Annotated in this window: 13 protein-coding genes; 9 read left to right on the top strand and 4 right to left on the bottom strand. The window is 69.3% G+C overall.

The genetic code is table 11. From position 1 onward, the window contains the following. Together ACN675_RS17065 and holA are read left to right on the top strand one after the other, a co-directional pair. The coding region (locus ACN675_RS17065) for a ComEC/Rec2 family competence protein (protein WP_420751963.1) at positions 1-1,225 on the top strand (1,225 nt) is incomplete at its 5' end. Then, positions 1,222-2,184 carry a DNA polymerase III subunit delta gene (gene holA / locus ACN675_RS17060; RefSeq protein ID WP_420751962.1) on the top strand — a complete coding sequence of 321 codons (963 nt, stop codon included), beginning with the start codon at positions 1,222-1,224 and terminating at the stop codon, positions 2,182-2,184. The genes ACN675_RS17065 and holA, both read left to right, overlap by 4 nt. Positions 2,185-2,287: 103 nt before the next feature. Here holA and rpsT read toward each other — a convergent pair whose 3' ends face one another. Further along, entirely contained in the window at positions 2,288-2,548 is a 261-nt protein-coding gene (gene rpsT / locus ACN675_RS17055; protein ID WP_420751961.1) for a 30S ribosomal protein S20, read from the bottom strand. A gap of 337 nt (positions 2,549-2,885) precedes the next feature. Between rpsT and ACN675_RS17050 the strand changes: the two genes are divergently transcribed. The 4 genes from ACN675_RS17050 (at position 2,886) to ACN675_RS17035 (ending at position 7,077) form a co-directional block, all read left to right on the top strand. Beyond that, positions 2,886-4,412, top strand: a complete 1,527-nt coding sequence (locus ACN675_RS17050) for a circularly permuted type 2 ATP-grasp protein (protein WP_420751967.1) — start codon at positions 2,886-2,888, stop codon at positions 4,410-4,412. Beyond that, positions 4,412-5,383, top strand: coding sequence for an alpha-E domain-containing protein (locus tag ACN675_RS17045; RefSeq protein ID WP_248673314.1), 972 nt, complete (start codon positions 4,412-4,414; stop codon positions 5,381-5,383). The genes ACN675_RS17050 and ACN675_RS17045 overlap by 1 nt, the downstream gene beginning before the upstream one ends. Positions 5,384-5,391: 8 nt before the next feature. Continuing rightward, on the top strand, positions 5,392-6,222 hold the full coding sequence (locus ACN675_RS17040) for a transglutaminase family protein (RefSeq protein WP_420751966.1): 831 nt from the start codon (positions 5,392-5,394) through the stop codon (positions 6,220-6,222). Between the two features lie 72 nt (positions 6,223-6,294). Next, positions 6,295-7,077, top strand: coding sequence for an aquaporin (locus ACN675_RS17035; RefSeq protein ID WP_420751960.1), 783 nt, complete (start codon positions 6,295-6,297; stop codon positions 7,075-7,077). Positions 7,078-7,108: 31 nt separating this feature from the next. Here ACN675_RS17035 and ACN675_RS17030 read toward each other — a convergent pair whose 3' ends face one another. Beyond that, positions 7,109-7,699: a type II toxin-antitoxin system PemK/MazF family toxin gene (locus ACN675_RS17030; protein ID WP_420751959.1), complete on the bottom strand. Its 591-nt coding sequence runs from the start codon at positions 7,697-7,699 to the stop codon at positions 7,109-7,111. Between the two features lie 116 nt (positions 7,700-7,815). Between ACN675_RS17030 and ACN675_RS17025 the strand changes: the two genes are divergently transcribed. From ACN675_RS17025 to ACN675_RS17015, 3 genes are all read left to right on the top strand, one after another. Continuing rightward, the gene (locus ACN675_RS17025) at positions 7,816-8,343 is read left to right on the top strand and encodes a hypothetical protein (RefSeq protein WP_420751958.1); all 528 of its coding nucleotides are present in this window, start codon (positions 7,816-7,818) and stop codon (positions 8,341-8,343) included. After that, complete coding sequence (locus ACN675_RS17020) at positions 8,343-8,843, top strand: hypothetical protein (RefSeq protein ID WP_420751957.1); 501 nt, start codon at positions 8,343-8,345, stop codon at positions 8,841-8,843. Before ACN675_RS17025 ends, ACN675_RS17020 begins: the two co-directional genes overlap by 1 nt. Positions 8,844-8,967: 124 nt before the next feature. Continuing rightward, on the top strand, positions 8,968-9,261 hold the full coding sequence (locus tag ACN675_RS17015; RefSeq protein ID WP_420751956.1) for an antibiotic biosynthesis monooxygenase family protein: 294 nt from the start codon (positions 8,968-8,970) through the stop codon (positions 9,259-9,261). 90 nt (positions 9,262-9,351) lie between these two features. Here the strand turns inward: ACN675_RS17015 and ACN675_RS17010 are convergent, their stop codons facing one another. Both ACN675_RS17010 and ACN675_RS17005 read right to left on the bottom strand, forming a co-directional pair. Further along, on the bottom strand, positions 9,352-10,047 hold the full coding sequence (locus ACN675_RS17010; RefSeq protein ID WP_420751955.1) for an SDR family oxidoreductase: 696 nt from the start codon (positions 10,045-10,047) through the stop codon (positions 9,352-9,354). Positions 10,048-10,066: 19 nt separating this feature from the next. Continuing rightward, a complete protein-coding gene (locus ACN675_RS17005) occupies positions 10,067-11,236 on the bottom strand; it encodes a thiolase family protein (protein WP_420751954.1) in 1,170 nt (389 codons plus the stop codon). Positions 11,237-11,268: the final 32 nt, after the last annotated feature.

Raw genomic sequence — 11,268 nt, 5'->3', positions numbered from 1 at the left:
CCGTGGCGTCCCGCGGGCCCTCGCCGAGGTGTGTGCGGTGTCCGCGGCGGCGTTCGTCGTCACCGCCCCGATCGTCGCGGCCCTGACCGGCTCGGTGAGTGTCGTTGCGGTCGTCGCGAATGTGCTGGTGGCTCCGGTGCTTCCGCCGCTCACGGTGCTCGGGTCCCTGGTCGTCCTGTGTAGCGCGGCGTGGCCGCCGGGGGCGGAACTACTCGCGCGCGGCGCCGCCCCGATGCTGTGGTGGCTGCTCGAAGTGGCCGAACGCGCGGCTGCGTTGCCCACCGCCGAGCTGACGGTTCCGGCGGGCGCGGCAGGTGCCGTGACCGTCGGTGCGGCGATCGTGTGCGGTTGGGTGGTGGCACGGCACCGTCGGCTGAGGAGGATCGTCGCGGTCGCGGCACTGGCCGCGGCGGCGGTGTGCGTGCCGGTGTGGATCGGCCGACCGGGCTGGCCCGGGACGGGATGGGTGCTCGTCGCGTGCGATGTGGGGCAGGGCGACAGTTTCGTGCTGTCCACCGGCGACGGCGGCGCGATCGTCGTGGACACCGGACCGGACCCGGTGGCCGTCGACCGGTGCCTGCGCCGGCTGCGGGTGACCCGCATCCCGATGCTGCTGATCACCCATCTGCACGCGGATCACGTCGGCGGTCTCGACGGTGTGCTCGCGGATCGGTCGGTGGCGGTCGTCGTCACGGGCCCGGGCGCGACCTCGCGGCCCGGCGGTGCCGACCTGGTCGCGACCGCGCGGCGGTTCGCGGTGCCGACCCGGGAGATCCACCGGGGCGAGGTGTTCACGATCGGGACGATCACCCTCCGGGTGCTCGGCGACGGCCCGGGCGGCGGTGAGGAGAACGACCGGTCGCTGGTCGCGCGGGCCGACACCCCGATCGGGTCGGTGCTGCTGACCGGCGATGCCGAAGCGGGTGCGCAGGAGGCACTGCTGCGCTCGGGCGCCGAGGTGCGGGCCGACGTGCTCAAGGTTCCGCATCACGGTTCGCGGACGTCGTCGGCGCGGTTCCTCGCGGCGGTGCGTCCCCGCGTCGCGTTGGTCGGGGTCGGACGCGACAACCCGTTCGGGCACCCGCATCCGGAGATTCTGTCGAGTCTGCAGGACCTGGGCACACGGGTATTGACCACCGACGTACTGGGGGACATTGCGGTGGTGCGGGCCGGGTCCGGGGCACTTGGTGTCGTGTCCGACCACCGTGGCACGATCGGTCCGTGAGCGTGACGCAACTGCACCTGGTCCTGGGCGACGAAGAACTGCTCGTCGAACGCGCGGTCGCCGGGATCGTCGCCGGAGTACGCGAATCCAGCGGTGCGGGCGCCCAGTTGCCGGTGTCACGGCTGCGTGCGGGCGATGCCGGTGCCGCCGAACTCGCGGAACTGCTGAGTCCGTCGCTGTTCGCCGAGGACCGCGTGGTGGTGCTCGAAGCCGCCGCCGAGGCCGGCAAGGACGCGGTCGCGTTGATCCTCGACGCGGCGGCCGCACCACCCGAGGGCGTCACGCTGGTGATCCTGCACAGCGGCGGCGGCCGGGCCAAGGCGATGGTGGGGTCGCTGCAGAAGTGCGGCGCCGAGGTCCACGAATGCGCGAAGGTCACCAAGGCGAGCGAACGTGTCGACTTCGTGCGCGCCGAGTTCCGGGCCGCCGGGGTGCGCGTTGCGCCCGACGTCGTGCAGATGGTGATCGACGCGGTGGGCTCGGATCTGCGGGAGCTCGCCGCCGCATGCAGTCAGTTGTGCGCGGACACCGGCGGGAAGGTCGATGTGACCGCGGTGAACCGGTACTACTCCGGCAAGGCGGAGGTCACCGGGTTCGAGGTGGCGGAGAAGGCCGTCGCGGGGGACACCGCCGGCGCGCTCGAGGCGTTGCGCTGGGCGATGCACCGCGGTGTCGCGCACGTGCTGCTCGCCGACGCGTTGGCCGACGCGGTGCACACCATCGCGCGGGTCGGGTCCGCCGGGCGTGGTGATCCGTTCAAGATGGCGTCGGATCTGGGGATGCCGCCGTGGAAGGTGAAGAAGGCGCAGGCGCAGGCCCGCGCGTGGAATCCGGACTCGGTCGCGTCCGGACTGGCGATCGTGGCGGCACTCAACGGTGAGGTCAAGGGCATCGCCGCCGACGCCGACTACGCGGTCGAGCGAGCGGTCCGGCGGATAGCCGCCCTGGCCGGGCACTGATCACCGCTCCGGTTCGCTCCGGGGGTGGGGTCCGGGTCCGGACGACGAAAGACCGCCCCCACGCGGAGGGCGGTCTTGTCGGAGCCAGAGCTTGCGTTCTACCTCAGAGCTGGTTGGCAACCTTCGCCAGAGCCGACTTCTTGTTGGCGGCCTGGTTCGGGTGGATGACACCCTTGCTGGCGGCCTTGTCGAGCTTGCGGCTGGTGGAGACGAGGAGCTCGGTGGCCTTGTCCTTGTCGCCGGCGGCCGCGGCCTCGCGGAAGGAACGGATCGCCGTGCGCAGCGAGGACTTGACCGACTGGTTGCGGAGTCGGTTGCGCTCGTTGGTGCGGATCCGCTTCACCTGGGACTTGATGTTGGCCACGCGTAAAATCCTGTCGTTTTGCTGGGTAGCTGGTCGGAAAGCTCTGGGTGCACCAATGCGCACCGACGTACGACGATACCAGCGGGCCGCCGCAATGCAAAAAGCGGTCGCGTCCGAGGCTCAAATATTTCGTTCCCGTTCCAAATGTTTCGTGGGCGTGACAAGTTTGTTTCCGATTCCGCACCCGAGCCGGTCGTGTACGAACATTTCGGACATGAGCCGCCGCAACTCCACCCTCGACGCTGCCGCCCGAACCGGGAAACGACGCCGATCGACGACCACAGATGTCTTCGACGGCTACCCGGATGCGGCCGCGGCCGGCGCGGCGTACGACGAGATGTTCGACGCCGACGGACGTGTGCGAGCCCCGTACCGGCGCCTGGCGAAGATCCTCGAAGCCAAGGGGCCGGAGGACCTCACCGCCCGCACCGAGGCGCTCGGACGGGCGTTCACCGACCAGGGCGTGACCTTCTCCCTGTCCGGGCAGGAACGGCCCTTCCCGCTCGACCTCGTGCCGCGAGTGATCGCCGCCGCCGAATGGACCAGGCTCGAACGAGGCGTCACCCAGCGGGTCCGGGCGCTCGAGATGTTCCTCCACGACGTGTACGGCGAGCAACACATCCTCCGCGACCGCGTCGTGCCCAAGCGGCTGGTGACCTCGTGTGAGCACTTCCACCGCGAAGCGGCCGGCATCGTGCCGCCGAACGGGGTGCGCATCCACGTCGCCGGGATCGACCTCATCCGCGACGAGACCGGCACCTTCCGGGTCCTCGAGGACAACCTGCGGTCCCCGTCGGGGGTGTCGTACGTCATGGAGAACCGTCGCGCAATGGCCCGGGTGGCACCCGACCTGTTCCTCGAACACCGGGTCCGGCCCGTCGGCGAGTACGCGCTGCGCCTGCTGCGCGCACTGCGTGCCGCCGCGGCTCCCAACGCCGCCGACCCCACCGTCGTGGTGCTCACCCCCGGCGTCGCGAACTCCGCCTACTTCGAGCACTCGCTATTGGCCCGGCAGATGGGCGTCGAACTCGTCGAGGGCCGCGACCTGTTCTGCCGCGACAACATCGTCTACATGCGCACCACCGAAGGTGAGCAGCAGGTCGACGTCGTCTACCGCCGCATCGACGACGACTTCCTCGACCCGATGCAGTTCCGGCCCGACTCGGTGCTGGGTGTCGCCGGCATCCTCAATGCCGCCCGCGCCGGCAACGTCGTCATCTCGAGCGCCGTCGGCAACGGCGTCGCCGACGACAAGCTGATCTACACCTACGTGCCCGACATCATCGACTACTACCTCGGCGAGAAACCGCTGCTCCCGAACGTCGACACCCTGCGGTGCTGGCTGGACGAGGAACGCGAGGAGGTCCTCGACCGCATCGACGAACTGGTGATCAAACCGGTCGAGGGATCCGGTGGCTACGGCATCGTCTTCGGCCCGGACGCCTCCGCCGCGGAACTGAAGACCATGGCCCGCAAGATCCGGGCCGACCCGCGCAGCTGGATCGCGCAGCCCGTCGTGCAGCTGTCGACCGTCCCGACCCGGGCGGGCGACGCACTCGCGCCGCGGCACGTGGACCTGCGGCCCTTCGCGGTCAACGACGGTGAGGACGTGTGGGTGCTGCCGGGCGGCCTGACCCGGGTCGCGTTGCCCGAAGGCTCGCTGGTGGTCAACTCCAGTCAGGGCGGCGGCAGCAAGGACACGTGGGTGCTCGCGCCCCGCAGCTCCGGCGAGGAGAGCGAACTCGGCGGCGACCGGGTCGTCGCGGAACCGTTGCAGGTCGGATCCGTCGATCGCGGACCGGAACTGAGCGACACCCAGCAGCAACAACAACAGCAGCAACAGCAGAACGGGAGGGCGCAGTGATGCTGGCGCGCAACGCGGAATCGTTGTTCTGGATCGGCCGCTACGTCGAGCGGGCCGACGACACGGCCCGGATCATGGACGTCGCGGTCCACCAGCTTCTCGAGGACTCGACGGTCGATCCCGACAAGACGTGCCGCCGGCTGCTGCGTGTTCTCGGGTTCGACGAGCCCGCCGGTGCCCTGGATGTGCAGTCCGTCGTCGACCTCGTTGCCTTCGGACGTGACGGCGGCACGTCGATCGCGTCGACGATCGCCGCCGCCCGGGAGAACGCGCGCGGCGCCCGCGAGGTCACGTCCACGGAGATGTGGCAGTGCCTCAACACCACCTACAACGGTCTCGCCGAACGTGAACGCGCGTCGAAACGGCTCGGCCCCCACGAGTTCTTCCGCTACATCGAGGAACGTGCCGCGATGTTCGCGGGCCTGGCCGACAGCACCCTGTGCCGCGACGACGGCTACCGATTCCTGCTCCTGGGCCGGTCCATCGAACGCGTCGACATGACGGTGCGCCTGCTGCTGTCGCGGGCAGGAGACCGACCGACCTCCCCGACCTGGGCGACGGTGCTGCGTTCGGCGGGCGGGCACGACACCTATCTGCGCACCTATCGGGGTGCGCTCGACGCGGGCCGCATCGTCGAGTTCATGCTGCTCGACCGGCTGTTCCCGCGTTCGGTGTTCAGCGCGATCCAGGAGGCCGAACGCTGCCTGGCCGAACTCGACTCCTCCGACAACCGGCTCGGGGCCGGGAACGCGGCGCAGCGCCTGCTCGGGCGGGCCCGCAGCGAACTCGAATTCCTCGAGCCGGGAGTACTCGTCGAGGAACTCGCCGAGCGCCTGCTGATGCTGCAGGACATGTGCCGGCAGGTCGGTGACGCGATTGCGCGTCAGTTCTTCCACTCCGCCCCGTGGGTGGCGTGGATCGATGCGAGGGCCGTGGAACTCGACCGCGTGCCGGTGGAAGGAGAACTGTGAGCTGGCGGATGCGCGTGGTGCACACCACGGGATACGGCTACGACGGGCCGGTGACCTCGTCGTACAACGAGGCTCGTCTCACGCCGCGGTCGGACGGCCGGCAGACGGTGATCCTGTCCCGCGTCGACACCACACCGGCGACGCGGGCCTACCGCTACACCGACTACTGGGGCAGTGGAGTCACCGCCTTCGACCTGCACGCTCCGCACACCTCGCTCGACGTCACCGGCCTGTCCGTCGTCGAAACCGAGGTGTCGGGTCCGCCCGACACCGCGGTCGACTGGGACGAACTGCGTTCGGAACCGATCCGCGACCGGTTCGACGAACTGCTGGTGCCGACGGTGTTCGTGCCGGCGGACAAGAACCTCGCCAAGGTCGCGCGCGGCTTGGCCCGCGGACTCGATCCGGTCTCGGCGGTGTTCGCCGCCGCGCAGTGGGTGCACGAGGAGATGAACTACGTGCCCGGCTCGACCGGGGTGCACACCTCGGCCGTCGAGGCGTACGCGGACCGCAGCGGTGTGTGCCAGGACTACGCGCACCTGACGTTGCTGTTGCTGCGCGCCATGGACATTCCCGCGCGCTACGTGTCGGGATACCTGCATCCGCAGATCGACGCCGAGATCGGGGTGACCGCCGCAGGGGAGTCCCATGCGTGGATCGAGGCGTGGACCGGGGCGTGGTGGGGTTACGACCCGACCAACCTGGCGTTCATCGGTGAACAGCACGTTTCGGTCGGGGTAGGACGGGACTACGCGGATGTGCCGCCGCTCAAGGGCATCTACACCGGCGGCGGCGCCACGGCGCACGAGGTTGTTGTCGAGGTAACCCGGCTTGCGTAATGTGCCGGACGCAGGGGGAAGTCGAACCGACTCGGATCGGCCCCACGGGGCCGCGAACCTCTAGGTGGTCGCATGACGTCCCAACACGAAACAGCCCAGGAATACGTCGAGACGGAACCGTTCTCGGACGTCAAGAAGTTCGTGGCGGAAGGGATCGGCACGTTCGTGCTGGTGTTCTCCGCCGTCGGCACGGCGGTGTTCGCCGGGGCGAAGGTCGGCAACCTCGGTGTCGCGCTGGCATTCGGTCTCACGCTGCTGTTCCTCGTCTACACGATCGGCCCGATCTCGGGCTGCCACGTCAACCCCGCGGTCACCGTGGGTCAGCTGATCGTCGGCCACATCACCGCGGCGCGTGCCGTCGGCTACTGGGTCGCGCAGTTCATCGGCGGTCTGCTCGCCGGCGTGGTGATCTACACGATCGCGCAGTCGCTTCCGTCCTACGACCGAACCGTGGACGGTCTCGGTGCCAACGGCTGGGGTGAGCACAGTCCGTCGGCGATCACCGGCCCGCTCGGTGGGGTGCTCGAGGAGGGCTACGGCCTCGGCGCCACGATCCTGATCGAGGTGCTGCTCACCGCGCTGCTGGTGTTCGTGGTGCTGTCTGCCACCGATCAGGTCTCGGACGTGCTCATGGCCGGTGTCGCGATCGGTTTCACCCTCGCGGTGATCCACCTGATCGCGATCCCGATCGACAACACCTCGGTCAACCCGGCGCGCAGCCTCGCGGTCGCGCCCTACCAGGTCGGTGCGCTCGGCCAGTTGTGGGTGTTCATCGTGTTCCCGCTGATCGGCGGCGCGCTGGGCGCACTGGTCTACCGGCTGCTGTTCGGGAACACCCGCGGCCTGCGCGCGTAACGCGCGACCGCTGTTTCGCTGCGCTCCGGCTTCACTGCCAGCCGAAGTCGGAGCGCAGGCGGGTAGCGACCGCGTCGAACCGCCTGCGGTCCAGGATCGCGCCTTCGCGCCGGATGCCTTCCTCCGGGACGTCGAGAACCCGGTCGAGCCGAACCCAGCTCGGCCGGTTCTCGGCGTCCCAGGCGCCCGGCCCCAGCGCGAGCCAGTCGCGGTGGCCGTCGCGGTCGCTGTTCGACGAGAGCATCAGGCCGAGCAGCGTCGAGCCGTTGCGGCCGACGACGAGAACGGGCCGGTCCTTGCCCTGGCTCGCGTCCTCCTCGTAGGCGACCCACGTCCACACGATCTCACCGGGATCGGCGCGACCGTCGAGGTCGGGCGCGTAGTCGATGCGCCGCGCCCGGTGCGCGGTGGGGGCGCTGTGCGAGGTCACCGGCCGGCCGGGTGTGGGGGAGGGCCGATCGGTCTGCGCCGACCCGCCGAGTGCGGTGCGTGCCCTGTCCGCGGCGATCGTGCGGGCCTTGTCCAACGCACCGGATCGCTGCAGTTGATCGAGCAGTCGAGGACCCTGCTCCACCGCCAGCTTGCCCAGTTGCTTACCGAGTTTCTTCCACGTACCCGCCACGGTCGCCGAGCTTAGCGGCGCCGGGGCGGCAGTGTCCGTGGCGGCAGGTCAACGGTCCCGGATGAGGCCGATGACTGTGTTGGCAGAAGAAGTGCTGTACGTCACAACATGCCTCCGTGGCGGACGGGAACCAGATTGCGATTTCGCGCCTCCAATCCATACCGGTGCAGGGGGCACCGGAACGGAAGAACTGGGGGGATGCGATGAACGTACGGAAAGCCACCCTTGCGAGCGCGCTCGTTGCCGCTGGTCTGCTTGTGCCGGCCTTCTCATCTGGGATCGCCGGGGCCGCGCCCGGAGACGCGATGTGCCATGTCACGTCGGAAAATCCGCACGCCTCGAAGGGTTCGCCCGGATGGATTGTCGGTAAGGGCCGCATTTCCTGCACGGCGGCCATCGACTCGGTGGAGGTGCTCGTACAGCTCGAGCAGTTGATCGACGGAAAGTGGGTTGCGGTCGGCCAAACCGGGCGGAACCCTCAGGACAAACCGAAAGCGAATACCCAGTACACCGCTCAGGGGCAGATGGAGTGCCGCCCCGGCACGTTCAGAACCGCAGCCAGGGGAAGCGGTGTGTACGGTGGGCGGCCTTCCGGGTCGATGGCATGGCAGTACTCCCAAACCGTGACCGACCCGTGCAATTGATGAGCAAGGACCGTGGCAGGGAGAAAGAGAGTATGGCAGTGAGTGAGCAAGGTAGTTGGGACGACTTCGTCGCCGACCTCTCCCGGCTCGCGGTGAGATTCGACGCGGAGACCTATCTCTACGACGACCTCGTCGTGATGTCGTCACGTTCACACCTGCCAGGTCACAAGGTGGGCAGCATCCGCATCAGCCGAGTCGACGACGAAGCGGCGCGGGTAGAAGCCGGATGGAGTCTCGACATGTTCGTCGACTACATCGCCGAAGACACCAGCCGTTCGGTTCCCGCGCTCGGATTGGTCGAGGCGATCTGTTCCGGGAACGCGGCCGAGCACTGCCTGATCGACGGAGAAGGCCGGTGGGTGGGGGTACTGCTCGAGGCATGGGATCAGGAAGGGCGCCGATGGCAGGCTGGTTGTCTCGACAGCCAGGAGACGCGAGCGACGCGGCGTTTTCCTTCCTGGCTCGGTCCGGTGGCAGAGGCGACCGGCAACCCGGAATGACCACCCGGGCTCGATGATTCGGCGACATGGGCGGTCTGCCGCACCACGGTGGCATCCTTGCCGGGGCGGCCTTCTGGTGGTTGACCGCGCCCGGCGTCGCGGCCGGGCGCACTACGCTGCGCAGGTGATCCTCGAACACGCACCGCTGCAGGTGAAACCGGGCATGTCCACCGAGTTCGAAGCGGCCTTCGCCCAGGCCCGGCAGATCATCGCCCGGATGCCCGGCTTCCGCCGGCTGAGTCTGTCGCGCTGCATCGAACGGCCCGGCGCCTACCTGCTGCTCGTCGAATGGGACACCCTCGAGGACCACACCGAGGGATTCCGCGGATCGGCGGACTACCAGCAGTGGCGTCGGCTGCTGCACCACTTCTACGACCCGTTCCCGACCGCCGAACACTACGAGCAGGTCGACGCCTGATGCAGAAGTGCCCGTCATGACGGTTGGTGTACCGAAATACCGGTACACCAACCGTCGTTTCGGGCGGACTCGACAGAGCGGAGCGGCTCGTCAGGCGCGGCTCGGGACCCGTCCGGTGGTGGCGGTCGAGAGCACCGCCCGGAACCCGCTCGTCACTTCGTCGGCGAGCGCCTCGTCCGCGCCGTCCTCGAGGGCGTCGAGGATGCGGGAGACGACGACGGCGGGGTCGGACTTGGGGACGTCGAGATGCGCGATCATCGGGGTGTCGGTGTAGGCGAGATGAGCGCCGACCACCTGGGTTCCCTGTCCCGCCAACTCGAGCCGCAGCGCATTCGTCAGACCCCAGAACGCGGCCTTGGACGGGCTGTACGCCCCGGGTGCCGCCAGCCAGCTCAGCACCGAGTGCACGTCGATCACGGCGCCGCCGCCGCGCCGCGCCAGGGTGGGCGCGACGGCGCGGACGAGTTCGAGCGGCCCGAAGACATTGGTCTCGAACGTAGCCCGGATCTCCTCGATCGGGGAGGTGAGCAGCGACGGTGCACCGGTGATCCCGGCGTTGTTCACGACCACCTCCACATCGGTCGCCGCGCCGGCCGCCGCCCGGATCGACTCGGGGTCGGTGACGTCGAGGTGGATCGGGACGACGTGTTCGTCGTGCCAGTCGTGATCGCGCCGCGCTGCGGCGTACACGCGGTGAGCTCCGCGAGCGAGGAACTGGCGGACGAACTCCCGGCCCAGCCCTCCGGTTGCGCCCGTGACGAGCACGGCGCGTCCTCGGATGTTCATGATGCGTCCCTTCGGTGGGTCAGAGCCGTTCGATGACGGTGGCGTTCGCCAATCCGCCTGCCTCGCACATCGTCTGGAGTCCGAAGCGGCCGCCGCGCTCACGCAGTGCGTGCACCAGAGTGGTGGTCAGGCGGGCGCCGCTGGCCCCGAGCGGGTGCCCGAGTGCGATGGCACCGCCGTGCACGTCCACCTTGTCCAGGTCCGCGCCGGTCTCCTTCGCCCAGGCGAGCACCACCGACGCGAACGCCTCGTTGACCTCGAACAGGTCGATGTCGTCGAGGGCCAGTCCGGCGCGCGCCAGCACCTTGCGGGTGGCGGGGATGACGGCGGTCAGCATCAGCAGTGGGTCGTCCCCGGCGACCGCGACACTGTGCACCCGGGCGAGCGGCGTCAGCCCGAGCTGTGCGGCCCGCTCGCTCGTGGTGACCAGCAGCGCCGCGCTGCCGTCGGTGACCTGACTCGCGTTGGCGGCCGTCACGTTCCACTCGATTTCCGGGAACCTGCGCGCCATCGCCTCGTCGAAGTAGGCGGGACGCAACCCGGCCAGGGTGTCCAGGGTGCTGCCGACGCGGATGCCTTCGTCGGTGCGAACCTCGCCGACGGAGCTGATCTCCGCATCGAACAGCCCGTCCTTCGTGGCGGTCGCCGCCTTCGCGTGGCTGCCGAGCGCGAACTCGTCCATCTGCGTGCGGGAGATGCCCCAGCGCGCGGCGATCAGTTCGGCGCTGATGCCTTGGGGCACCAGGCCGTCGGGATAGCGCTCGGCGAACGCGACGCCGCTCGGATCGGTCGTCCCGAGCATGCTCGATCCCATCGGCACCCGGCTCATCGACTCGACTCCGGCCGCGACGGCGATGTCGTAGGCGCCGGCGATCACTCCCTGGGCCGCGAAGTGCAACGCCTGCTGGCTGCTACCGCACTGCCGGTCCACGGTGGTGGCCGGCACCGATTCCGGATACCCGGCTGCCAGCGCCGCGCGGCGGGTGACGTTGGCGCCCTGCTCGCCGACGGTGCTGACGACGCCGCCGATGACGTCGTCGATCAGGTTCGGGTCGACGCCGCTGCGGTCGACGACCGCGCGGAGGCTGTGGGCCATCAGGTCCACGGGGTGCACGTCGTGCAGCGCACCGGTCTCCCGGCCTCGGCCCAGGGGAGTACGGACGGCCTCGACGATCACTGCGTCTCTCATCGTGTGTCCTTCTCGTTCGTGAGCGCCGGGTC

The sequence above is a fragment of the Rhodococcus sp. O3 genome (assembly GCF_048897285.1).
Classification (GTDB): domain Bacteria; phylum Actinomycetota; class Actinomycetes; order Mycobacteriales; family Mycobacteriaceae; genus Rhodococcus.
Note: the sequence above shows the minus strand (reverse complement) of the source record. Positions and strands in the feature narration are given on the sequence as shown.

Coding starts and splice junctions, on each gene's coding strand:
- ACN675_RS17050 (WP_420751967.1), top strand. CDS start 2,886: ATGTTCGACGCCGACGGACGTGTGCGAGCCCCGTACCGGCGCCTGGCG.
- ACN675_RS17045 (WP_248673314.1), top strand. CDS start 4,412: ATGCTGGCGCGCAACGCGGAATCGTTGTTCTGGATCGGCCGCTACGTC.
- ACN675_RS17040 (WP_420751966.1), top strand. CDS start 5,392: ATGCGCGTGGTGCACACCACGGGATACGGCTACGACGGGCCGGTGACC.
- ACN675_RS17035 (WP_420751960.1), top strand. CDS start 6,295: ATGACGTCCCAACACGAAACAGCCCAGGAATACGTCGAGACGGAACCG.
- ACN675_RS17020 (WP_420751957.1), top strand. CDS start 8,343: ATGAGCAAGGACCGTGGCAGGGAGAAAGAGAGTATGGCAGTGAGTGAG.
- ACN675_RS17010 (WP_420751955.1), bottom strand. CDS start 10,047: ATGAACATCCGAGGACGCGCCGTGCTCGTCACGGGCGCAACCGGAGGG.
- ACN675_RS17005 (WP_420751954.1), bottom strand. CDS start 11,236: ATGAGAGACGCAGTGATCGTCGAGGCCGTCCGTACTCCCCTGGGCCGA.